The 22,282-nt window shown below is 66.3% G+C and carries 19 protein-coding genes; 12 read left to right on the top strand and 7 right to left on the bottom strand.

What is annotated here, in order from left to right:
* The first annotated feature begins 218 nt into the window (after positions 1-218).
* Positions 219-1,043, top strand: a complete 825-nt coding sequence (locus VSO01S_RS05220; protein WP_068640743.1) for a DUF6502 family protein — start codon at positions 219-221, stop codon at positions 1,041-1,043.
* Positions 1,040-2,428 carry a DUF5666 domain-containing protein gene (locus tag VSO01S_RS05215; RefSeq protein WP_068640742.1) on the top strand — a complete coding sequence of 463 codons (1,389 nt, stop codon included), beginning with the start codon at positions 1,040-1,042 and terminating at the stop codon, positions 2,426-2,428. The genes VSO01S_RS05220 and VSO01S_RS05215 overlap by 4 nt, the downstream gene beginning before the upstream one ends.
* A 111-nt stretch (positions 2,429-2,539) precedes the next feature.
* Here the strand turns inward: VSO01S_RS05215 and VSO01S_RS05210 are convergent, their stop codons facing one another.
* The 6 genes from VSO01S_RS05210 to VSO01S_RS05185 are packed head-to-tail and all read right to left on the bottom strand — an operon-like array spanning position 2,540 to position 7,240.
* Positions 2,540-3,325 (bottom strand): foldase protein PrsA, encoded by a 786-nt coding sequence (locus VSO01S_RS05210; protein WP_068640741.1) that lies wholly within the window; start codon positions 3,323-3,325, stop codon positions 2,540-2,542.
* 21 nt (positions 3,326-3,346) lie between these two features.
* On the bottom strand, positions 3,347-3,622 hold the full coding sequence (locus VSO01S_RS05205) for a BolA family protein (protein ID WP_068640740.1): 276 nt from the start codon (positions 3,620-3,622) through the stop codon (positions 3,347-3,349).
* Entirely contained in the window at positions 3,619-4,158 is a 540-nt protein-coding gene (locus tag VSO01S_RS05200) for a septation protein A (RefSeq protein ID WP_068640739.1), read from the bottom strand. The genes VSO01S_RS05205 and VSO01S_RS05200 overlap by 4 nt, the downstream gene beginning before the upstream one ends.
* A gap of 28 nt (positions 4,159-4,186) precedes the next feature.
* A complete protein-coding gene (msrB, locus tag VSO01S_RS05195; protein ID WP_068640738.1) occupies positions 4,187-4,600 on the bottom strand; it encodes a peptide-methionine (R)-S-oxide reductase MsrB in 414 nt (137 codons plus the stop codon).
* Complete coding sequence (locus VSO01S_RS05190; RefSeq protein WP_068640737.1) at positions 4,597-6,084, bottom strand: protein adenylyltransferase SelO; 1,488 nt, start codon at positions 6,082-6,084, stop codon at positions 4,597-4,599. Before VSO01S_RS05190 ends, msrB begins: the two co-directional genes overlap by 4 nt.
* A 58-nt stretch (positions 6,085-6,142) precedes the next feature.
* Positions 6,143-7,240, bottom strand: coding sequence for an AraC family transcriptional regulator (locus tag VSO01S_RS05185; RefSeq protein WP_373282872.1), 1,098 nt, complete (start codon positions 7,238-7,240; stop codon positions 6,143-6,145).
* Positions 7,241-7,377: 137 nt separating this feature from the next.
* On the opposite strand from VSO01S_RS05185, the gene VSO01S_RS05180 reads away from it, so the two are divergent.
* The 10 genes from VSO01S_RS05180 (at position 7,378) to VSO01S_RS05135 (ending at position 21,212) form a co-directional block, all read left to right on the top strand.
* Positions 7,378-9,165, top strand: coding sequence for a carboxylesterase/lipase family protein (locus VSO01S_RS05180; RefSeq protein ID WP_068640735.1), 1,788 nt, complete (start codon positions 7,378-7,380; stop codon positions 9,163-9,165).
* A 103-nt stretch (positions 9,166-9,268) separates the two neighbouring features.
* Positions 9,269-10,912 carry a 3-(methylthio)propionyl-CoA ligase gene (locus tag VSO01S_RS05175; RefSeq protein ID WP_068640734.1) on the top strand — a complete coding sequence of 548 codons (1,644 nt, stop codon included), beginning with the start codon at positions 9,269-9,271 and terminating at the stop codon, positions 10,910-10,912.
* A gap of 171 nt (positions 10,913-11,083) precedes the next feature.
* Positions 11,084-12,325 carry a branched-chain amino acid ABC transporter substrate-binding protein gene (locus VSO01S_RS05170; protein WP_068640733.1) on the top strand — a complete coding sequence of 414 codons (1,242 nt, stop codon included), beginning with the start codon at positions 11,084-11,086 and terminating at the stop codon, positions 12,323-12,325.
* Positions 12,326-12,422: 97 nt separating this feature from the next.
* Complete coding sequence (locus VSO01S_RS05165; RefSeq protein ID WP_068640732.1) at positions 12,423-13,370, top strand: branched-chain amino acid ABC transporter permease; 948 nt, start codon at positions 12,423-12,425, stop codon at positions 13,368-13,370.
* 5 nt (positions 13,371-13,375) lie between these two features.
* Positions 13,376-14,698, top strand: a complete 1,323-nt coding sequence (locus VSO01S_RS05160) for a branched-chain amino acid ABC transporter permease (RefSeq protein WP_068640731.1) — start codon at positions 13,376-13,378, stop codon at positions 14,696-14,698.
* A gap of 20 nt (positions 14,699-14,718) precedes the next feature.
* Complete coding sequence (locus tag VSO01S_RS05155) at positions 14,719-15,486, top strand: ABC transporter ATP-binding protein (RefSeq protein ID WP_068640730.1); 768 nt, start codon at positions 14,719-14,721, stop codon at positions 15,484-15,486.
* A 3-nt stretch (positions 15,487-15,489) separates the two neighbouring features.
* Positions 15,490-16,185 carry an ABC transporter ATP-binding protein gene (locus VSO01S_RS05150; protein ID WP_068640729.1) on the top strand — a complete coding sequence of 232 codons (696 nt, stop codon included), beginning with the start codon at positions 15,490-15,492 and terminating at the stop codon, positions 16,183-16,185.
* 197 nt (positions 16,186-16,382) lie between these two features.
* Entirely contained in the window at positions 16,383-18,485 is a 2,103-nt protein-coding gene (locus VSO01S_RS05145) for a 3-hydroxyacyl-CoA dehydrogenase NAD-binding domain-containing protein (RefSeq protein ID WP_068640728.1), read from the top strand.
* A gap of 21 nt (positions 18,486-18,506) precedes the next feature.
* Positions 18,507-19,991, top strand: a complete 1,485-nt coding sequence (locus VSO01S_RS05140; RefSeq protein ID WP_068640727.1) for a M20 family peptidase — start codon at positions 18,507-18,509, stop codon at positions 19,989-19,991.
* Between the two features lie 45 nt (positions 19,992-20,036).
* The gene (locus tag VSO01S_RS05135; RefSeq protein ID WP_068640726.1) at positions 20,037-21,212 is read left to right on the top strand and encodes an acetyl-CoA C-acyltransferase; all 1,176 of its coding nucleotides are present in this window, start codon (positions 20,037-20,039) and stop codon (positions 21,210-21,212) included.
* 64 nt (positions 21,213-21,276) lie between these two features.
* On the opposite strand, the gene VSO01S_RS05130 is transcribed toward VSO01S_RS05135, so the two are convergent.
* Entirely contained in the window at positions 21,277-22,254 is a 978-nt protein-coding gene (locus VSO01S_RS05130) for a tripartite tricarboxylate transporter substrate-binding protein (RefSeq protein WP_068640725.1), read from the bottom strand.
* Positions 22,255-22,282: the final 28 nt, after the last annotated feature.

The raw sequence follows: 22,282 nt of genomic DNA, 5'->3' as shown, positions 1-22,282 counted from the left end.
TCATCCTGGTTAATGTGCCAATTTCACATTTGCGAGTGTATGTGTCTAAATGTGTTTCGTGTGAAAATCCCCCAGCGTCAGGGACTCAGTTGTGGGGAAAATCCGATGACCGGTTGGTTTTTGAGGACGAACGGTTACATGGGCGGGATAGGGTGAATCGCCAGACACAAACCTTTGAGTCAGTTACCCAAACCTGAGTCGGCGCCATTCAATCAACCATGCAACAACAGATCGCCTGGGTCCAATCCGCTTGTGCACGCATCCTGCGGCCCGTGGTGCGCCTGGCTCTTTTGAAGGGGCTGCGCTATGCGCAGTTCGACGAGTTGCTGCGCCAGCTGATGCTGGAAGAAGCTGAGCGCCTGTGGAAGGAGCAGGGCGTTGCCAAGCCCAACCTGAGCCAGCTGTCGGTGACCACCGGCCTGAACCGCAAGGCGGTTACCAGCCTGGTGCGGACCGAGCCGGATGCGCTGCAGACGACCGAATCGTCCAGCGCCTCCAAGACCTTCACCCTGTGGATGCAGATGATGGTGCGCGAGCCGGCCATGCGCCGGCTGCCCATCGTGGCCGAGGGCGATCAGCCCAGTTTCGAGAAGCTGGCGCGGGAGGCGGGCCGCGGCAACTGGCACCACCGCTCCATCCTGGACGAACTGCTGCGCCTGCGCCTGGTGCAGGAAAGCCAGGGCCATGCCGAGCTGCTCGCCGACGGCTTCGTGCCCCAAGGCGACTTGCAGACGATGCTGGCCTTCATGGGCGACAACGCCCGCGACCACCTGCTGGCCGCCACCTCCAATGTGGAAGGCGAGCGCGCACCGATGCTGGAGCGTGCTGTCTACGCCAAGGGCCTGTCCGTGGAAGATTGCGAAGCCATCCAGGCGCTGGTGCGCCAGCGCTGGACCGCCCTGCATCACGAACTGACCGACCAAATGACCCGCGCCGTCGAGGCCGCCGACGGCAGCGCCGGCGGCCGCATCCGCGTGGGCATCTACACCTATTTCGAAGACACCCGGCAAGACACGGGTGAGAGGGAGAACCGATCCTCATGATCCGCAAACACAAGCTCCTGCGGGCGGGCCTGGGCTCGCTCATGCTGGCATTTCTACTTTCCTGCGGCGGCGGCTCGGAGGTCGGCAGCGGCAGCGTGTCCGGCTCGTTCACGGGCGACGGCATCACGCTGGGCGGCTCGAGCGGGGGCGACAACAGCACGGGGGGCGACGGCACATCTGCGGGCACGAGCGGCGGTTCCGCGGGCACGGGTGGCGGCGACGGCTCCACGTCGACCGCGGGCAACGGCACGGACGACGGCTCCGGGGTGGGCTCGGGCGGCACGGGCGTGAGTTCGGCCAATGCCGGCACCAGCGTCGGCAGCGTCGACGGCATGGGCAGCATCATCGTCGGCGGCATTCGCTACGACATCGACCACACCGACCCGGCCATGGTTGACTTGCGCGATACGGCGGGCTGGCAGCTCGGCGTGACGGTGGCGGTCACGGGGCCGGTCGATGCGGCCACGTCCACGGGCACGGCGCTCAAGCTCAAGTCCTTGGCGCAGCTGCGCGGGGCGGTCGAGGCCATCGATGCCACGAACGGCACGTTCCAGCTCCTGGGCAACAACCTGAGCGTGGACGATGAAACCGTCTGGGCCGACCTGACCGGCCTAACCGCCCTGACCATGGGCACCCAAGTTCAGGTCTGGGCGCTGCCCGTCGCGCCAGGGCTGTTGCGTGCCACGCGCGTGCAGACCCAGGACATCACCGGCGCAACGACGCTTGTCACCGGCATGATCAGCGGGCTCGACCTCGTCAGCAGCACTTTCCAGTTGGGCACGCTGGTCGTCGACTACAAGCAACTCACCGCCTTGCCGTCCGATGGCCTGGCGGATGGCCGCATCGTCCGCGTAGAAGCTGCGCAGGCGCCTTCCGGCGGGCGCCTGCAAGCCACTGCGCTCGAGGGGTGGTACGCCTTGCCCACCGTGAAGGACGCTCGGGTGCAGATCGAGGGCGTGATCACCGACTTTGCGTCCAAGGGCTCGTTCAAGCTGATGGGTGTGGCGGTCGACGGTTCGGCCGCCCCAGTGACCGGCGGCCAGGAAAGCAACCTGGGCAACGACGTCAAGGTGGTCGCCATCGGCGTGCTGTCGCCCTCGTCAGGCGTGCTGGAGGCGAGCAGCATCAAGATCCGCCACATTCCCGGCGGCGGGGCGTTGACGACCTACTACGACCTGCACGGCACGATCGAGAACTACGTATCGGGCTCGAACATCATGCGGGTGCGCGGCTCGTCGGGCGTGCAGCAGGTCGACGTCAGCGCGGCCCTCGCCAATTCCTCTGTCAGCGGCACGGGGGAATTGAAGGAGGGCCAGAAGGTCCGCGTGCAGGGCACGAAGATCATCAAGGGCGTGTTGCAGGTGACCGATCTCACCTACGAATAGGTCGCTTGGGCCGCCGCCCGCGCACGCCGCAGGCAAAAGAAAACCCTCCGGGCCCGATGGCCGAGGAGGGTTTTTTCTTGGCCGCCAAAGCGGCCGAGACAGCTGCGAGCCTTACTCGACCTTCGCCTTCGCGCGCAGGTCTTCCTGGTACTTCTGCAGCCGCTGCTGAGACAGCTGCTGCACGATCTGCGGCTTGACTTCTTCCAGCTTGGGCAGCTGCGCCTGGCGGACGTCGTCCACGCGGATGATGTGCCAGCCGAACTGCGACTTGACCGGCGTCTGGGTCATTTCGCCCTTGTTCAGCTTGATCATGGCTTCGGAGAACTCGGGCACGAAGCTGCTCGGGTTGGCCCAGTCGAGGTCGCCGCCGTTGGCGCCAGAACCCGGGTCCTTGCTCTGCTTCTTGGCGATGTCCTCGAACTTGGCGCCCTTCTTGATGTCCGCAATGATCTTCTTGGCCTGGTCTTCGCTCTCGACCAGGATGTGGCGGGCCTTGTATTCCTTGCCGGCGTTGGCCGCCACGAACTTGTCGTATTCGGCCTGCACTTCGGCGTCGGTCACCGGGTGGGTCTTGGTGTAGTTGGTGAACAGCTGGCGGATCAGGATCGCCTGGCGGGCCAGGTCGAGCTGGGCCTTGTAGTCGTCGGTGGCATCCAGGCCTTGCTTGCGCGCCTCTTGCATGAAGACTTCGCGCGAGATGATCTCTTCCTTGAGCTGCGGCTCCATCTCGGCGGTGACGGGGCGGCCGGCAGCGGCCAGCTGCTGGGCCAGCATGTCCACGCGCGCCTTGGGCACCGGCTGTCCGTTGACGACGGCGATGTTCTGCGCATGGGCAGCCATGGAAACGGCGCCCAGCAGCGTTGCTGCCACTGCGGCGTGCAAGAGTTGTTTTTTCATGGAAAGCAAGGGAGGTAGTTGTCAGAGCACTTCGATGGCAAGCGCATGAAGGCCCCGGGCCACGAAATCGTGCAATGCATCATACACAAGCCGATGTTGCGCCACGCGGCTCTTGCCCTTGAACAAAGGCGAGGAAATACGCACCCGGAAATGGGTGCCGTAGCCCTCGGCGTTGGCCCCGGCGTGGCCCGTATGCGCGGCGCTTTCGTCGATCACTTCGAGCTGCGTGGGCTGCAGCGCTTCGGCCAGGCGGGCCTGCAGCGCGGCCGCGGTGGGAGGGGCGTGCAGCATGCTCATGCCTGCGGCTCGTCGGACTTGATGTGCGGCGCAATGTACAGGCCCTGCGCCACCAGGAAGGCAATCGGGAACACGTAGCCCCACAGCTTGAAGTTGACCCAGGCGTCGGTGCTGTAGAAGGCCGCCACCCAGCCGTTGATGGCCGACATGAACAGGCAGTAGACGATCCAGGCGATGTTCAGCCGCGACCAGATGTGCTCGGGCAAGGCCAGCTGGGTGCCCAGCAGCATCTTCAGGAAATTCTTCTTCGTGCCCCAGTAGGCCACGGCCAGCCCGATGCCCATGGCCGCGTACAGCACCGTGGGCTTCCACTTGATGAAGCGGTCGTCGTGCAGCACCAGCGTGAGCGTGCCGAACACCAGGATGAGCGCCAGCGTGGCCTTCTGCATGGGCTCGAGCTTGCCCTCCTTGAAGTACACCCAGGCCATCTGCACGGCGGTGGCCGCCATCAGCACACCGGTGGCCACATAGATGCCATAGAGCTTGAAGGCGCCGAAGAACAGCAGGATGGGCAGGAAGTCGAGCAGCAGTTTCATGTGAAGAAGAGGCGAGGGCGGGGCAGTGTCATTCCTGGGGCTTGAAATCCAGGGAAGCCGAATTCATGCAGTAGCGCAGGCCGGTGTCGGTGGGGCCGTCCGGAAAGACGTGGCCCAGGTGCGCGCCGCAGTTGGCGCACAGGTTCTCGGTGCGCACCATGCCGTGCGAGCGGTCGACCACGTTCTTGATGGCGCCGGGCACCGCCTCCTGCGAGAAGCTGGGCCAGCCGCAGCCGGCGTCGAACTTGGTCGCCGAGTCGAACAGCTTGGCGCCGCAGCAGATGCAATGGTAGCTGCCGTCTTCCCAGTGGGTTTCGTACTTGCCGGTGAAGGGGCGTTCGGTGGCGGCGTGGCGGGTGACTTCGAAGGCCGGGCGCTCGGCGCCTTTTTCGGCGAGCAGCGCCTTCCATTCGGCGTCGGTCTTTTGAACGGGGTAGGTCATGACGAGCAGCTGATTTCGATGGAGGAGGCCCAATCGGGGGGGAATCCGGCCATGTCTTCATGGCCGGGGTGTTCTTCAAATGGCGCCTCGAGCAGCGCTTGCAAGCGGGCGACGCCCGAAAAGTCCTTCTGGCGGGCCTGGTCGATGGCCAGTTGCCCGAGGTGGTTGCGCAGCACGAACTTGGGGTTGGCGCGCAGCATGGCCGCTGCGGCCTCGGCGTCGCCCACGGACTGCTGGCCGCGGCGCTCGGTGTAGGCCGGCAGCCAGGCATCGATGGCGGCTCGGTCGATGAACAGGTCGCGCACGGCCTGCTGGCCGTCGCCGGCCACGTGCTGCGACAGGCGGCGCCAGAAGATGGTCCAGTCCACCTTTTCGGCGGCCAGCGCGCGCAGCAGGTCGTTCACCAGCTCGCGGTCGCCGTCGGCCGCTTCGGCCAGGCCCAGCTTGGCGCGCATGCGCGATTCGAACTCGGCCGGGAACACCGTCTTGTACGACTCCAGTGCCGCCACGGCCACCTGCTGGTCTTCGATGAGCGGCAGCAGCGCCTGCGCCAGGCAGAACAGGTTCCAGTAAGCCACGTTGGGCTGCTGGTTGTAGGCGTAGCGGCCGGCCGTGTCGCTGTGGTTGCAGATGTGGCGCGGATCGAAGCCGTCCAGAAACTGGAAGGGCCCGTAGTCGATGGTCAGGCCCAGGATGCTCATGTTGTCGGTGTTCATCACCCCATGGCAGAAGCCCACCGCCTGCCACTGCGCCAGCAGCCGGGCGGTGCGCTCGCTCACGGCCTCCAGCAGGTTGGCATAAGGGTTGCCGCCAAAGCGCTGGCTCTCGCGGCAGGCCGGGTAATAGCGGTCGATCACGTAGTCGGCCAGTTGGCGCAGTTCGGCCACGCGCTCGTTGGCCGCGAAATGCTCGAAATGGCCGAAGCGGATGAAGCTGGGTGCCACCCGGGTGACCACGGCGGCGGTTTCGATTTCTTCGCGCCGCACCGGCGCGTCGGAGCCCGTGACGCACAAGGCGCGCGTGGTCGGAATGCCCAGCGCATGCATGGCTTCGCTGCACAGGAATTCGCGGATGCTCGATCGCAGCACGGCCCGCCCGTCGCCCATGCGTGAATAGGGCGTGAGGCCGCTGCCCTTGAGCTGCACTTCCAGGCCCGTGTCGGTCTCGCCCAGCAGGATGGCCCGGCCGTCGCCGAGCTGGCCGGCCCACACGCCGAACTGGTGGCCGCTGTACACGGTGGCCAGCGGCTGGCTGCCTTCGATGAGCAGGTTGCCTGTGAAGGCTTCGAGGGCCTCAGGCGTGTCCAGTTGCCCGGCGCCCATGCCCAGGTCGCGGGCGACCGACGGGCTGCGCCCTACCCAGTACGGGTCGGGCAGAGGGCGAGGACGCAGTTCGGTGTAGAAGGCGGGGCCCAGCGTGTGGAAACCGGGTTTCCAGCGCAGGCCCAGGCGGGCTGCCCGGGCTTCGTCGGCAAGAAGGCTCATGCCCCGGATTGTCCTTCAGCGGGCAGAGCCCCTTTTTCCCCGGGGCCTTGACAGGGTTCTAGGCGTCGGCGTGCCGCACCTTCGCCCGGTACTGCGCCGGCGGCAGGCCGAACCATCGCTTGCAGGCGCGAAAGAAGTTGCTGGTGTCCACGAAGCCCAGCAGGTCGGCCACTTCGGCCAGCGAATAGCGCGAATCGGCCAGGTATTGGCGGGCCAGTTCCTGCCGGGTCTGCTCGAGCAGCGACTGGAAGGACACCGCTTCGTCATGCAGGCGCCGCTGCAGCGTGCGGTCGGCCATGCAAAGGGAGGCGGCCACGTCCGGCCGGCGCGGCTCGCCCGAAGGCAGGCAGCGCGCGATCTCGGCGCTGACCTTGGCGCTGAAGCTCCTCTGGCCCAGCCTTTCCATCTGCTCGTCGAGCAGCCGCTCGTGCACGGCCGACAGCGCGGCGTCTGCAGTGGGCAGGGGCACGGCGAGGTCGGCATTGGACAGAAGGATGCGGTTGGTGGCCGCGCCAAAGCGGATCTCGCAGCCAAAGGCGTCTTCATGCGCGCGCCGGTCGGCCGGCGCCGCATAGGCGAACTCGACCGCCAGCGGCGCCAGCTCGCGCCGCGTGATCCATTGGCACTGCGTGAAGGTGGTCAGCATGGCGAATTCGAGCCGCTGCCTCGGAATGGGCAGGGTACCGCCGGCATGCGAGGTGGCGAGCCAGCAGCCGCGGCCATCGGTTTCCAGGTTGAGGGTCGTCGCGTCCGAGATGACGGCCATGTAGCGCTGCAGCCTCGCCAGCGCCGTGCGCAGGTCGGGGCTGCTGGCCATGGAGTGGCCGACCGCGCCCACGCGGCCGTAGGCGGCGGCCAGCGGCCGGCTCAGCCCCAGGGTGGGACAGGCGGCATGCGCCACGGCGCGCTGCCACAGCACCGTGATGTCGTCCACCGCGAAGCGCGCGCCCTGCTGGTGGACGGAATCGGGGTCGAAGCCGGCATCGGCCATCAGGGCCGGCACGTTCAGGCCCTGCGCATCGAACATCGACAGCACGCCTTCCAGCCAGGCGGCGCTGCTGGTGCGCCGGCCGGGCCGAGCCGGTGCGCCGGACCGCAGGGAACGTGGGCCGTGGGCAGGTGTTCGGGGGGCGATGGAGTGGCTTTGTGAAGTCATTGTTTTGGCGCGCTTGGGATAGCGCCGGGGACGAGTCCGGATCACAGAATGGCCGAGTCGCCGGACCGCGCCGCCAGTATGGCGCGCGGCGGCACGGCAGAGCATTCCCAATAACCCGGTGTGGAGACAGGCAAGCCATGAGCAGGAACATCGAGAAGGTCGCGGTGCAACGGGCGCGCGCGAGCAGACCCTGGGTGCTGGCGTGGGCCGCGGCGGCCTTGCTGGCAGCGTGCGGTGGTTCATCCAACCCACCGGCCTCTTCGCCGCCGCCGGCGAACGAGCCGCCCCCTGTGGCGGCCGACCCGGCACTACGCCAGACCTCCGCCGGCGCGCTGCAGGGCGTGGACGACAGCGTTCGGTCGGGCACCTATTTCTGGAAGGGCGTGCCCTATGCGCAAGCGCCCACTGGCGCGCTGCGCTGGCGTGCGCCGGCTGCGCCGAAGGCATGGAACGGCGTGCGCCCGGCCAAGAGCTTTGCCAGCGCCTGCCTGCAGATCGGCCGCATGTTCGGCCCCGGCGCCAACAACACCTACGACGCCTCCATCGGCACCACCATGGGCCAGCCGGTGGGCAGCGAGGATTGCCTTTACCTCAACATCTGGCGCCCGGCCAGCGACGAGAAGAACCTGCCGGTGCTGGTCTTCGTGCATGGCGGCAGCAACATCTCCGGCTACACGGCCGATCCGATCTACGACGGCGCCAACCTGGCCAAGGCCGCCAACGCGGTGGTCGTCACGGTCAACTACCGGCTGGGCATTCTGGGCTTCTTCAACGTGCCGCAGCTGGCCCAGGCCGATGGCGAAGAATCGGGCAACTTCGCGCTGCTGGACATCGCGGCGGCGCTCAAGTTCGTCCAGTCCGACATCGCCGGCTTCGGCGGCAATCCGTCCAACGTCACGCTCTCGGGCGAATCCGCCGGCGCGGTCAACCTGCTGGCGATGATGAGCTCGTCCAGGAACGCGGGGCTCTTCCACAAGGCCATCGAGATGAGCGGTGGGGTGTCCATCGCCAGCAACCTGCCGCCGCGCACCGTGCCCGCGCTGTCGCCGGCCTCGGCATCCCTCGCGCAGGGCCAGGGCATCCTGGCCAGCCTGCTCGTGGCCGACGGCACGGCCGCCGATGCCACCGCGGCGCAGGCCTACATCGCCGGCCGCACGCCCGAGCAGATTGCCGCCTACCTGCGCGGCAAGGACGGCAGCGCGCTGCTCAAGGTGGTGCTGGCGGCCGGCCTGAACGCGGCCAACCCGATTCCGGACGGCAAGGTGGTGCCGCTGGACCCCATCGGCGCGCTGGCGGCGGGGCAGGGCCTGAACATGCCGCTGATGGCGGGCACCACCCGGGAAGAGGGCAAGCTGTTCGCGTCCTTGCTGCCCTCGCTGTCGCCCACGTTCAAGCCGGGCTGGATCGTGAACGATGCGACGCGCTTCTCGATGATGTTCGACAACGACCCCGACGCGCCGGCCAAGGTGGCGACGGGCGACATCATCGATGCGTCCTACCTTCCGGTGGATACGCCGGTCACCGGCTTCAACGCGGCCACGGGCCTGATCACCGCCGGGCTGTTCGAGGCCAACCGCGACAACCTGCTCAATACCCTCAAGCCGAACCAGGCCAGGCTGTGGCACTACCGCTTCGACTGGGCGCAGCAGCCGGCGCCGTGGAACGACGTGTACGGCGCGGCGCATGCCTTCGACCTGCCGTTCCTGTTCGGCAACTTCGGCCCCTCGCTGCTGGCGAGCGTGGCCTTCAGCAAGGCCAACGAGCCGGGCCGGGTGGCGCTGTCCAAGGCGTTCATGGCCAGCATCGGCGCCTTCATGCGCACCGGCGATCCCAATACCGCCGCGCTCGGCGCCAGCTGGTCGCCGTGGCCCGCATCGCTGCTTCTGGACGCGACGCCCACCACCGCGAAGATCACCGCGCAATGACCCGTGTCATTGCTACGGGCATTCCCCCAGTCATGCGCTTGTTGCACTGCGCAATACTCCGCGACGTAATCGTTTCAATGACTGATCGCAAGGAGACAAACCCATGCTGGGGCTGATGCAGGAACACCCTCTGATGATTTCTTCGCTGCTCGAATTCGCCGAGCGCCACCATGGCGACGGCGAGATCGTGTCGCGGCGGGTCGAGGGCGACATCCATCGCTACACCTGGACCGACGTGGCGCGGCGCGCGCGCCAGGTGGCACGGGCGCTGGATTCGGACGGCGTGGCCTTTTCCGACCGCGTAGCCACGCTGGCCTGGAACGGCTACCGCCACCTGGAGCTGTACTACGGCGTGAGCGGCTCGGGCCGGGTGCTGCACACCATCAACCCGCGCCTGCATCCCGACCAGATCGCCTGGATCGCCAACCATGCGGAAGACAGCATGCTGGCCTTCGACCTGAGCTTCCTGCCCTTGGTGCAGGCGGTGCATGCGCGCTGCCCCAAGGTGCGCAAGTGGATTGCGCTGTGCGACGCCGACAAGCTGCCGCAGGATTCCGGCGTGCCCAACCTGGTGAGCTACGAGGCCTGGATGGGCACACAACCCAGCGACTACGCCTGGCCCAAGTTTGACGAGAACACCGCCTCGAGCATGTGCTACACGAGCGGCACCACGGGCAACCCCAAGGCCGCGCTGTACAGCCACCGCTCGTCGGTGCTGCATGCCTATGCCGCGGCGCTGCCCGACGTGATGTGCCTGTCGGCGCGCGACTCGGTGCTGCCGGTGGTGCCCATGTTCCACGTCAACGCCTGGGGCATTCCGTACTCGGCGGCCATGGTGGGCTGCAAGCTGGTGTTTCCCGGCCCGGCGCTGGACGGCAAGTCGGTGTTCGAACTCATCGAGGCCGAAAAGGTCACCTTCGCCGCCGGCGTGCCGACCGTGTGGCAGATGATGCTGGGTCACATGAAGCCGAACAACCTGCGCTTCTCCACCCTCAAGCGCACCGTCATCGGCGGCTCGGCCTGCCCGCCGGCCATGATCCGCGCCTTCCAGGACGACTACGGCGTGGAGGTGCTGCATGCCTGGGGCATGACCGAGATGTCCCCGCTGGGCACCCTGTGCACCCTGAAGAACAAGCACATGGAGATGAGCCCGGACGACCGGCTGGCCATCCGCCTCAAGCAGGGCCGCGCCATCTTCGGCGTGGACATGAAGATCGTGGACGGGGACGGCCAGGACGTCGCGTGGGACGGCAAGGCCTACGGCGACCTGTACGTGAAGGGCCCCTGGGTGGTGCGCGAGTACTTCAAGGGCGAGGGCGGCGACCCCCTGGTCAAGGACGCGAGCGGCCAGGGCTGGTTCCCCACCGGCGACGTGGCCACAATCGACGCCGACGGCTACCTGCAGATCACCGACCGCAGCAAGGACGTGATCAAGTCCGGCGGCGAATGGATCAGCTCCATCGACATCGAGAACATCGCGGTGGCGCATCCGGCCGTTGCGATGGCCGCCTGCATCGGCGTGGCCCACCCCAAGTGGGACGAGCGGCCGATCGTCATCGTGGTCAAGCGCCCCGGCGCGGAAGTCACGCGCGACGAGCTGCTCAGGTTCTACGACGGCAAGACCGCCAAGTGGCAGATCCCGGACGACGTGGTGTTCGCCGATGCCATTCCGCTGGGCGCAACCGGCAAGATCCTGAAGACCAAACTGCGTGAAACCCTGAAGGACTACAAGCTGCCGGGGCTCTGAACCGGCGGCCATTTCTACCGGGCGGTAGCACCACCACGGCGCAAGTTGTCACCTGTGTGATAGGGATGGGCTTCTCTTAGGGGCAATCCCTGTGAAATGCTCCCTGGAAAGCGCTTGTAATCCGCTCGGCCCCTGGCTTTTGAAGACTGACTGCAAACTCTGGAGACTCGTATGAAGTTCGCACTGAAACTCGTGACCGCCAGCCTCGTCGCGGCAACCGCGACCGGCGCCTTTGCTCAGAAGGGCGAGACCGTCAAGATCGCCTGGCTCGACCCGCTCTCGGGCCTGATGGCCGCCGTGGGCACCAACCAGCTCAAGACGCTGCAGTTCTTCGCCGAGAAGTTCAACGAGAAGAACGCGGCCGGCGTCAAGTTCGAGATCATTCCCATCGACAACAAGCTCAGCCCGCAGGAAACCACCGCGGCGCTGCGCTCGGCCATGGACCAGGGCGCCCGCTTCGTCCTGCAGGGCAACGGCTCCGGCCCGGCGCTGGCCATCATCGACGCGCTGGAAAAGAACAACGCCCGCAACCCCGGCAAGGAAGTTCTGTACTTCAACTACGCTGCCGTCGATCCCGACCTGACCAACAGCAAGTGCAGCTACTGGCAGTACCGCTATGACGCTGACACCTCCATGAAGATGGAGGCGCTGACCACCTACATGAAGGATCAGAAGGACATCAAGAAGGTCTACCTGATCAACCAGAACTACTCGCACGGCCAGCAGGTCTCCAAGTTCGCCAAGGAGAACCTGAAGGTCAAGCGGCCCGACGTGGAAATCGTGGGCGACGACCTGCACCCGCTGGCCCAGGTGCGCGACTTCGCGCCCTACATCGCCAAGATCAAGCAGTCGGGCGCCGACACCGTCATCACCGGCAACTGGGGCTCCGACCTGGCGCTGCTCATCAAGGCCTCGAACGACGCCGGCCTGAACGTCAAGTTCTACACCTACTACGCCGTGACCACCGGCACGCCGACCGCCATGGGCGCGGCCTCCGACGGCAAGGTCTACCAGGTCGGCTATGCCCACTACAACATGGGCGGCCAGATGCAGAAGTGGGCCGACGAGTACAAGAAGCGCTTCAACGACGACATGTACACCACGTCGCTCTACACGGTGCTGCTGTCGCTGTCCGAGGCCATCGCCAAGGCCAAGACGACCGACGTGCTGAAGGTGGCCGCCACGCTCGAGGGCATGAAGTTCCAGAGCTACAACGGCGACGTGGAACTGCGCAAGGCCGACCATCAGATGCAGCAGGGCCTCTACATCACCCGTTGGGAGAAGGCCAGCGCCAAGTATCCCTACAGCCCGGAAAACACCGGCTACACCCTGGCACCGGTGAAGTTCTACGACGCCTACGTGGCCAGCACGCCCACTACCTGCCAGATGAAGCGTCCCGGCCAGAACGGCTGACGCGGCCTCGGCGCCGCACTTCGAGCGGCTCCATGGAGAAGGGCCCGACCAACATCGGGCCCTTTTTTTGTTTCCTGCCTAGGGAGTGACTTCTCAAATGGAATTCTTCGTCATCTCGTTGCTGAACGGCGTCAGCTACGGGCTGCTGCTGTTCATGCTGAGCTCGGGCCTGACGCTCATCTTCAGCATGATGGGCGTGCTCAATTTCGCGCACACCAGCTTCTACATGCTGGGCGCCTATTTCGCCTACACGCTGTCGGGCGTGGTGGGCTTCTGGCCGGCGCTGTTCATCGCGCCGCTGCTGGTGGGTGGACTGGGGGCGCTGTTCGAGCGCTACAGCCTGCGCCGGGTGCACAAGTTCGGGCACGTGCCCGAGCTGCTGGTGACCTTCGGCCTCTCGTACCTCATCCTGGAGCTGGTGCAGCTCGTCTGGGGCCGCTCCACGGTGCCTTACGGCCTGCCCGAGCAGCTGCAGGGCCCGCTGTTCACGCTGTTCGGCACGCAGTTCCCCAAGTCGCGCTCCTTCATCATGCTGGTGGCCTTGCTGATGCTGCTGTCAGTGTGGCTGCTGCTCACGCGCACACGCATCGGGCTGGTGATCCAGGCCGCGCTCAAGCATCCTGAAATGGTGGAGGCGCTGGGCCACAACGTGCCGCGCGTGTTCATGCTGGTGTTCGGCGGCGGCGCGGCCCTGGCCGGCCTGGCCGGCGTGATCGGCGGCAACACCTACGTCACCGAGCCGGCCATGGCGGCATCTGTGGGCTCCATCATCTTCGTGGTGGTGGTGGTGGGCGGCATGGGGTCGCTGGCCGGCGCCTTCCTGGCGTCGCTGCTCATCGGCATCGTGCAGACCTTTGCCGTGGCGCTGGACTACTCGGGCGCCTCGGCACTGCAGTCGCTGGGCATGAGCATCACGCCCGAGACCTTCGCCTATCCGCTGCTGTCCCTCACCATTTCGCAGGTGGCGCCGATCCTGCCGTACCTGTTCCTCGTGCTGATCCTCATCTTCCGCCCCAAGGGCCTGCTCGGTACCCGGGAGGACTGACGTTCATGAGCTCCACCATGTCCTCGACGACCACCGCCACGCCTTACTACCGCTTCAAGCCGCTGAACGTCGGCCGGATCCTGATCTGGTCGCTGTTCGCCATCGCGCTGATCGTGGCGCCGCTCATCTTCAAGAGCAGCCTGGCGCTGACCATGCTCTCGCAGATCGGCTACCTCATCATCATCTGCCTGAGCTACAACATGCTGCTGGGCCAGGGCGGCATGCTCAGCTTCGGCCATGCCGTGTACGTGGGCCTGGGCTCGTTCATCGCCATCCACACGATGAACCTGGCCGCCAAGGGCTCGATGCCGGTGCCGCTGGTGCTGATTCCCATCGTGGGCGGCCTGGGCGGCGCTTTCTTTGCCGTGCTGTTCGGCTACGTGACCACCAAGAAGTCGGGCACCACCTTCGCCATGATCACGCTGGGCATCGGCGAACTGGTGGCGGCCATGGCGCTGATGTTCCCCGGCTTCTTCGGCGGGGAGGGCGGCGTCACCACAGACCGCGTGTACGGCAAGGCGCTGCTGGGCATCAACTTCGGCCCGCAGATCCAGGTGTACTACCTGATCGCCGTGTACTGCTTCGTCTGCACGGCACTCATGTTCGCCTTCACCGGCACGCCGCTGGGCCGCATGCTCAACGCGGTGCGCGACAACCCGGAGCGGGTGGAGTTCATCGGCTACAACACGCAGCGGGTGCGCTACTTCGCCTTCATCATCGCCGGCTTCTTCGGCGGCATTGGCGGCGGCCTGGCGGCCATCAACTTCGAGATCGTGAACGCGGCCGACAGCCTGAATGCGCTGCGCTCGGGCGGCTACCTGCTGTTCACCTTCCTGGGCGGTGCCACCTTCTTCTTCGGGCCGATGATCGGCGCGGTGCTGCTGGTGTTCGCCTCCATCCTGCTGTCGGAGCTGTCCAAGGCCTGGCTGCTGTACCTGGGCCTGGTCTTCCTGCTGATGGTGATGTTCGCGCCCGGCGGCGTGGCCAGCCTGGTCATGATGAACGTGCGCGTGGCCGCCTTCGGCAAGTTCAAGCGCCTGGTGGCACCGTACATCGGCCTCATCCTCGCCTCGGCCGTCATGGTGGTGGGCGCGGCGATGCTCATCGAGATGATCTACCACATGCAGCTCAACGCGGCCCTCGGCCCGAAGGTGCGCCTGTTCGGCACCGAGCTCGATACCTCGCAGGGCGGCTCGTGGGCCCTGGGTGCGGGCCTGCTGGTGGCCGGCCTGGCCGCGTTCGAGGTCGTGCGGCGCAAGTTCGTGGCGGTCTGGGGCCATGCGCAGGAAGAAATCGAAGCGGAAATCAAGCGCCGCGAAAGCCTGTAAGGCACGGAGCAGAACAAGCAATGACCTACGCACTCGAACTGAAAGACCTGCGCAAGAGCTTCGGCAAGACCGAGATCATCCGCGGGGTGAACCTGGCGGTGGCGGCCGGCGAGCGGGTGGCCATCATCGGCCCCAACGGCGCGGGCAAGTCGACGCTCTTCAACCTCATCAGCGGGCGCATGGCGCCCAGCAGCGGCGAGGTGTACCTCAAGGGCGGGCGCATCGACGGCCTCAAGCCTTTCGAGGTCAACCGCCTGGGGCTGTCGCGCAGCTTCCAGATCACCAACATCTTTCCCAAGCTCAGCGTCTTCGAGAACCTGCGCTGCGGCGTGCTGTGGAGCCTGGGCTACAAGTACACCTTCCTGCGCTTTCTCTCCAACCTGGACGATGCGAACGAGCGGGCCGAAGAACTGCTGGTGCAGGTGGGCCTGGCCAAGAAGCGCAACGTGCTGGCGGTGAACCTCACCTACGCCGAGCAGCGCGCGCTGGAGATCGGCATCACCATCGCCGGCGGGGCCGAAGTCATCCTGCTGGACGAACCCACGGCCGGCATGAGCAAGACCGAGACGGCGCACTTCATCTCGCTCATCCGCCAGGTGACCACGGGCCGCACGCTGCTCACGGTGGAGCACGACATGGGCGTGGTCTTCGGCCTGGCCGACAAGATCGCCGTGGTGGTGTATGGCGAGGTGATCGCCTTCGACACGCCGGACAAGGTGCGCGCGAACGACCGCGTCCAGGAAGCCTATCTGGGCTCCCCCGTCGCTCACGCCCAAGGGGGACACTGATTCATGCTGAAGCTACAAGACATCCACGCCTACTACGGCAAGAGCCATGTGCTGCATGGCGTTTCCTTCGAGGTGGGCAAGGGCGAGATCGTGGCCCTGCTGGGCCGCAACGGCTCGGGCCGCTCGACCACCGCAAAAGCCATCATGGGCCTGGTGCATGCCGAAGGGCACCTGCACTGGCAGGGCCAGGACATCCTGCGCAAGAAGGCCTACGAGGTGGCGCACCTGGGCATCGGCTACGTGCCGGAGAACCGCGACATCTTCCCCAAGCTCACCGTGCACCAGAACCTGCTCTTGGGCCAGAAGGGCAACGGCAAGGGCAGCCGCTGGAGCTTCGACGACATGTACGCCATGTTCCCGCGCCTGAAGGAGCGCCAGCACACCGAGGCGGGCGTGCTCTCCGGCGGCGAGCAGCAGATGCTCACGCTGTGCCGCACGCTCATGGGCGACCCCGACCTGATCATCATCGACGAGCCCACCGAGGGCCTGGCGCCCAAGATCGTCGAGCTGGTGGGCGAGTACCTCAAGCGGCTGAAGGACCGCGGCATCTCCGTGTTGCTGATTGAGCAGAAACTGACCATTGCGATGCACATTTCCGATCGCGCCCTGGTCATGGGCCACGGTACGATCGTTTTCGACGGCACGCCCGATTCGCTGCGTGCCGATGCAGCCACCCGCAAGGAGTGGCTCGAGGTCTGAGCACCCAGGGGCCCGACCAAGAGGCCCGGGCTTTGTCCCGGTTGCGACTCGGCGCGCACAGGACATCGCCCTAGAATCGCCAAAAAAAGAACGTCCGTGCTTTTTACGGAAGACGTCGCCGGCCCGCGGCTTTGATGCGGGCAGCGCGGCGTCTTCGGGTCCGACTCATTATTTCTTCCCATTCAAAGGAAAGCAGCATGACCGCTGAATACAAAGTCCACGGCGACGTGGCCGTGATCACCCTGAACAATCCTCCGGTCAACGGCCTGGGTCATGCAACCCGACTGGGCATCACCGAGGGCCTGGCCAAGGCGCAGGCGGATGCGGCGGTCAAGTCGGTGGTCGTCACCGGCGCCGGCAAGGCCTTCTCGGGCGGCGCGGACATCAAGGAATTCGGCACGCCCAAGGCACTGGCCGAGCCCAACCTGCTGTCGGTCATCCTGGCGCTCGAAGCCTGCACCAAGCCGGTGGTGGCCGCGATCCACACCGTGTGCATGGGCGGCGGCCTGGAGCTGTCCCTGGGCTGCCACTACCGCGTGGCTGCGCCGGGTACCAATGTGGCGCTGCCCGAAGTCAAGCTAGGCCTGATCCCCGGCGCCGGCGGCACGCAGCGCCTGCCGCGCGTGCTGGGCGTGGAAACGGCCCTGAACATGATCGTGAGCGGCGAGCCGGTCAAGAGCGAACTGCTCGCCAGCCTGCCGGGCCAGAAGCTGTTCGACAAGATGGCCGCTTCGGCCGAGAGCGTGGTGGAAGAAGCCATTGCCTTCGCCAAGGACGTGGCCGGCAAGGGCGGTGAACTGCCCCTGGTGCGCAACCTGCCGTGCAAGCATCCGCAGGGCGACGCCTACTTCCAGTTCGCCAAGAACATGGTGGGCGGCATGTCCAAGAACTTCCCGGCGCCGCTCAAGTGCGTGGACGCGGTGCAGGCCGCCACGAAGATGAAGTTCGACGATGGCATGGCCGAAGAGCGCCGCATCTTCACGGCCCTGATGTTCACGCCCGAATCCAGCGCGCTGCGCCACATCTTCATGGCCGAGCGCGCCGCCAGCAAGATTCCGGACGTGCCGGAAGACACGCCCAAGCGCGACATCAAGACCGTGGGTGTGATCGGCGCCGGCACCATGGGCGGCGGCATCTCGATGAACTTCCTGAACGCGGGCATCCCGGTCAAGATCCTCGAGATGAAGCAGGAGGCCCTGGACCGCGGCATCGGCATCATCAAGAAGAACTACGAAGCCCAGGTCAAGAAGGGCAAGCTCAAGCAGGACAAGTACGACCAGCGCATGTCGCTGCTGTCGACCACGCTGAGCTACGACGACCTGAAGGACTGCGACCTGATCATCGAGGCCGTGTTCGAGGAAATGGGCGTCAAGGAGCAGGTCTTCAAGAAGCTCGACGAAGTGGCCAAGCCCGGCGCCATCCTGGCCTCCAACACCTCCACGCTGGACGTGAACAAGATCGCCTCGTTCACCAAGCGTCCGCAGGACGTGGTCGGCATGCACTTCTTCAGCCCGGCCAACGTGATGAAGCTGCTGGAAGTGGTGCGCGGCGAGAAGACCGCCAAGGACGTGCTGGCCACCGTGATGGCCTTGGGCAAGAAGATCAAGAAGACGGCCGTGGTCTCGGGCGTGTGCGACGGCTTCATCGGCAACCGCATGATCGAGCAGTACAGCCGCCAGGCCGGCTTCCTGCTGGACGAAGGCGCGACGCCGCAACAGGTGGACAAGGCCATCGAGAAGTTCGGCTTTGCCATGGGCCCGTTCCGCATGGGCGATTTGGCCGGCAACGACATCGGCTGGGCCATCCGCAAGCGCCGCGCCGTGGAGCGCGCCGACATGAAGTACAGCAAGACGGCCGACAAGCTGTGCGAGCTGGGCCGCTTCGGCCAGAAGACCGGCGCCGGCTGGTACGACTACCAGGCGGGCAAGCGTGAAGCCATCCCGAGCGAGCTCGTGAACAAGATGATCGAGGACCACCGCAAGGAACTGGGCATCACGCCGCGCAAGATCTCCGACGAGGAAATCGTGCAGCGCCTGGTGTTCGCGCTGGTCAACGAAGGCGCGCACATCCTGGAAGACGGCATTGCCTCCAAGGCCGGCGACATCGACATGGTCTACCTCACCGGCTACGGCTTCCCCGTGTGGCGCGGCGGCCCGATGCACTATGCCAGCCAGGTGGGCCTGTACAACGTGGCCGCCACCATGCGCCGCTTTGCGCTGAACCCGCGCGACGACGCGGCCTTCTGGGAACCGGCCAAGCTGATCACCAAGCTTGCCGCCGAAGGCAAGTCCTTCAGCTGATCGACGGGAACGAAGGCAACCGTGGCAGTCGTCAAGCGCATCGTCCTGTTGCTTCTGCTGGCCCTCGTGGTGCTGGCGGCGGCGGTGGGCATCAAGACCTGGCGCACGCCCTCGCGCCAGGTGAGCGTGGCACCCATTCAGAAGGCGCCGGTCGATGCGCAGGCCGTGGCCGAGCGCCTGGCGGGCGCGGTGCGCTTCAAGACCGTCAGCAGCCAGGAAGACCCCGACTACAACCGCGAGGAGTTCCTGCGCCTGCATGCCTACCTGGAGCAGAAGTTTCCCAGGCTGCACGCCACCCTGAAGAAAGAGGTGGTGGGCGGCTTGTCGCTGCTCTACACCTGGCAGGGCAGCGACCCCAAGGCGCCGCCGGTGGCCTTGATGGCGCACCAGGACGTGGTGCCGATCGCCTCGGGCACCGAGTCCGCATGGACGACCGAGCCCTTCGGCGGCACCATCAAGGACGGCTATGTGTGGGGCCGCGGTGCATGGGACAACAAGGGCAACCTGCTGTCGCAGATGGAAGCCATCGAGGCGCTGGTGGCCAGCGGCTTCCAGCCGAAGCAGACCATCTACCTCATCTCCGGCGCGGATGAAGAAGTGAGCGGCCTGCGCGGCGCCAAGCCGATCGCTGCGCTCTTGAAAGAGCGCGGCGTGAAGCTGGCCTGGGTCCTCGACGAAGGCATGCTGATCACCGAAGGCATGCTGCCAGGCCTGTCGCAGCCCGCGGCGCTCATCGGCCTGGCCGAGAAGGGCTTCGGCAGCTTCAAGCTGACGCTCGACACGGCGCCGGGCCACTCGTCGATGCCGCCGGCCCAGAGCGGCATCGGCAGCATGAGCCGCGCGCTCGCCAAGCTCGAATCGAACCAGCTGCCCGCCAGCCTCGGCGGCGTGGCAGGCAGCATGTTCGAGACGCTGGCGCCCGAGATGACCGGCTTCAACCAGGTGGCCCTGTCCAACCTGTGGCTGTTCGGCCCGCTGGTGCAAAAGCAGCTCGAAAAGAGCCCCAGCACCAACACCATGCTGCGCACCACCACGGCGCTGACCATCTTCCAGGCGGGCAACAAGGACAACGTGATGCCCGGCCATGTCGAAGCCACGGTCAACTTCCGCATCCTGCCGGGCGAGTCGCTGGCGTCGGTGGAAGAGCATGTGCACAAGACGGTGGCGGACGACGCCATCAAGGTCGCTCACTACCCGGGCAATTCCGAGCCTTCGCCGGTGTCGCCCATGCAAGGGCCGGGCTACATGGCCATCCAGCGCACCGTGCGCGAAGTGTTCCCCGAGGGCGTGGTGGCCCCGAGCCTGATGGTGGCGGCCACCGATTCGCGCCACTTCAACGGCGTGTCCGATGCCGTCTACCGCTTCTCGCCGGTGCGCGCCAAGCCGCAAGACCTGCCGCGCTTTCACGGCACCAACGAGCGAATCTCCATCGAGAACTACGTGGAGATGATCCAGTTCTATCAGCAGCTCCTGCGCAACGCCGGCACCGCCGTGGCGCAAGACTGATCCCATTCACCAGAGACCCTTCTTTTTCTCGCAAAGGAACCCACCATGACCAGCGCCGTCATCGTTTCCACCGCCCGCACTCCGCTCGCCAAGAGCTGGAAGGGTGCCTTCAACATGACCCACGGCGCCACCCTGGGTGGCCACGCGGTGCAGCATGCGGTGCAGCGCGCCGGCATCGACGGCGCCCTGGTCGACGACGTGATCATGGGCTGCGCCACGCCCGAGGGCGCCACCGGCTCCAACATCGCGCGCCAGATCGCGCTGAAGGCCGGCCTGCCCATCACCACCTCGGGCATGACCATCAACCGCTTCTGCTCCTCGGGCCTGCAGACCATCGCCACCGCCGCCCAGCGCATCATCGCGGGCGAGGGCGACGTGTACGTGGCCGGCGGCGTGGAGAGCATCTCGTGCGTGCAGAACGAGGCCAACAAGCACATGATCGTCGATCCGTCGCTGCTGAAGATCAAGCCCGAGATCTACTGGAACATGCTGCAGACGGCCGAGCAGGTGGCCAAGCGCTACAGCATCGGCCGCGACGCCATGGACGAGTACGGCGCCCGCAGCCAGCAGCGCGCCACCGCCGCGCTGGAAGCCGGCAAGTTCAAGGACGAGATCGCCCCCATCACCGTGCTGGCCGGCGTGGCCGACCCCGTGATGGGCCTGCGTACCAAGGAAGTTACCGTCGAGAACGACGAAGGCATCCGTCCCGGCACCACCAAGGAAGGCATCAGCGGCATCCGCTCGGCCATTCCCGGCGGCCTGATCTCGGCCGGCAACGCCAGCCAGTTCTCCGACGGTGCCGGCGCCTGCGTGGTCGTCAATGAGAAGTTCGCCGAGCAAAAGGGCCTCAAGCCCCTGGGCCGCTTCCTCGGCTTTGCCGTGGCCGGCTGCGAGCCCGACGAGATGGGCATCGGCCCGGTCTTCGCGATCCCGAAGGTGCTCAAGAACCTGGGCCTGAAGGTCAGCGACATCGACCTGTGGGAGCTGAACGAAGCCTTCGCGGTGCAGGTGCTGTACTGCCGCGACAAGCTGGGCCTGCCGGATGACCGCCTCAACGTCAACGGCGGCGCCATCGCCGTGGGCCACCCCTACGGCGTGAGCGGCCAGCGCCTGACGGGCCACGCCCTCATCGAAGGCAAGCGCCGCGGCGCCAAGAAGGTGGTGGTGACGATGTGCATCGGCGGCGGCATGGGCGCGGCCGGCGTGTTCGAAGTGCTCTGAGGCTTTCGCTGCGCCAAGAAAGAACAGGCCCCTCGGGGCCTGTTTTGCTTTGGGGCGGCAGCGCTCAATCCACCTTGGCGCCCGACGCCTTCACCACGGCGCCGGCCGCATCCCAGTCCGCGCGCAGCAACTTCTGGAACTGCTCGGGCGTCTGAGTGCGCGGTTCCACGCCCAGGCGCCTGAAGCGTTCCTGGATGGCCGGGTCGGCCAGCACCTTGTTGGTGGCGGCGTTGAGCTTGTCGATCTCCGCCTTGGGTGTGGCGGCCGGTGCGAGCAGGCCGAACCAGGAGTCGAAGACGTAGCCCGGCAGGCCGCTTTCGCCCACCGTCGGCAACTCGGGCAGGAAAGGGCTGCGCTGCGGGCCGGTGGATGCCAGCAGCTTCACGCGCGGATCGGCCTGGAAGCCGACGACGCCGATGGTCGAGGAAATGACGGCCTGCACGCGTCCGGCCAGCACTTCGTTGACCGCCTCGCCGGTGGACTTGGTCGGAATGTGCGTCATCGTGAGCCCGGCCTTGGACAGGAATGAAGCCATGGCCAGGTGGGTGGCGCTGCCGTTGCCGGCCGAGGCGTAGTTGTACTTGCCCGGATTGGCCTTGACCTCCTTGATGAAGTCGGCCGTGCTGGCCACGTTCAGACCGCTGGCCACTGCCAGCACGTAGCCGGTGTTGCCGAGGTTGGCCACGCCCACGAAATCCTTCAGCGGGTCGTAGGGCAGCTTGCTGTAGAGAAAGCCCGCGATGTGGTGGCTGGCCGCGGCGAGCACCAGCGTGTTGCCGTCCGGCGGTGCCTTGGCCACTTGCGCGGCACCCACGGTGCCGCCGGCGCCTGCGCGGTTTTCCACCAGAACAGCCGCGCCCAGCGCAGTCCCCAGTTCGTTGTTGAAGGCCCGGGCCACCGTGTCCTGCACCGCGCCCGTGCCGTAGGGCACGACGAGGTGGATGACCCGCTGCTGGGCGAATGCGGCATGGGGCAGGGCGCTGGCGGCGAGCGCGCCAGCCGATGCGGCCAGGACGGAGCGGCGTGTGTAGCGAAGCGTCATCTTTGTGTTCCTGTGGTCTTGGAAAGAG

Origin of the sequence: Variovorax soli NBRC 106424, assembly GCF_001591385.1 — a bacterium.
In the GTDB taxonomy this organism is placed as follows: domain Bacteria; phylum Pseudomonadota; class Gammaproteobacteria; order Burkholderiales; family Burkholderiaceae_C; genus Variovorax; species Variovorax soli.
This window is presented reverse-complemented; position numbering and strand designations above follow the sequence as displayed.

Bases quoted from the DNA above. Each gene is read 5' to 3' on its own strand.
- VSO01S_RS05220 (WP_068640743.1), top strand. From the start codon at position 219: ATGCAACAACAGATCGCCTGGGTCCAATCCGCTTGTGCACGCATCCTG.
- VSO01S_RS05215 (WP_068640742.1), top strand. From the start codon at position 1,040: ATGATCCGCAAACACAAGCTCCTGCGGGCGGGCCTGGGCTCGCTCATG.
- VSO01S_RS05210 (WP_068640741.1), bottom strand. From the start codon at position 3,325: ATGAAAAAACAACTCTTGCACGCCGCAGTGGCAGCAACGCTGCTGGGC.
- VSO01S_RS05205 (WP_068640740.1), bottom strand. From the start codon at position 3,622: ATGAGCATGCTGCACGCCCCTCCCACCGCGGCCGCGCTGCAGGCCCGC.
- VSO01S_RS05200 (WP_068640739.1), bottom strand. From the start codon at position 4,158: ATGAAACTGCTGCTCGACTTCCTGCCCATCCTGCTGTTCTTCGGCGCC.
- msrB (WP_068640738.1), bottom strand. From the start codon at position 4,600: ATGACCTACCCCGTTCAAAAGACCGACGCCGAATGGAAGGCGCTGCTC.
- VSO01S_RS05190 (WP_068640737.1), bottom strand. From the start codon at position 6,084: ATGAGCCTTCTTGCCGACGAAGCCCGGGCAGCCCGCCTGGGCCTGCGC.
- VSO01S_RS05185 (WP_373282872.1), bottom strand. From the start codon at position 7,240: ATGACTTCACAAAGCCACTCCATCGCCCCCCGAACACCTGCCCACGGC.
- VSO01S_RS05180 (WP_068640735.1), top strand. From the start codon at position 7,378: ATGAGCAGGAACATCGAGAAGGTCGCGGTGCAACGGGCGCGCGCGAGC.
- VSO01S_RS05175 (WP_068640734.1), top strand. From the start codon at position 9,269: ATGCTGGGGCTGATGCAGGAACACCCTCTGATGATTTCTTCGCTGCTC.
- VSO01S_RS05170 (WP_068640733.1), top strand. From the start codon at position 11,084: ATGAAGTTCGCACTGAAACTCGTGACCGCCAGCCTCGTCGCGGCAACC.
- VSO01S_RS05165 (WP_068640732.1), top strand. From the start codon at position 12,423: ATGGAATTCTTCGTCATCTCGTTGCTGAACGGCGTCAGCTACGGGCTG.
- VSO01S_RS05160 (WP_068640731.1), top strand. From the start codon at position 13,376: ATGAGCTCCACCATGTCCTCGACGACCACCGCCACGCCTTACTACCGC.
- VSO01S_RS05155 (WP_068640730.1), top strand. From the start codon at position 14,719: ATGACCTACGCACTCGAACTGAAAGACCTGCGCAAGAGCTTCGGCAAG.
- VSO01S_RS05150 (WP_068640729.1), top strand. From the start codon at position 15,490: ATGCTGAAGCTACAAGACATCCACGCCTACTACGGCAAGAGCCATGTG.
- VSO01S_RS05145 (WP_068640728.1), top strand. From the start codon at position 16,383: ATGACCGCTGAATACAAAGTCCACGGCGACGTGGCCGTGATCACCCTG.
- VSO01S_RS05135 (WP_068640726.1), top strand. From the start codon at position 20,037: ATGACCAGCGCCGTCATCGTTTCCACCGCCCGCACTCCGCTCGCCAAG.
- VSO01S_RS05130 (WP_068640725.1), bottom strand. From the start codon at position 22,254: ATGACGCTTCGCTACACACGCCGCTCCGTCCTGGCCGCATCGGCTGGC.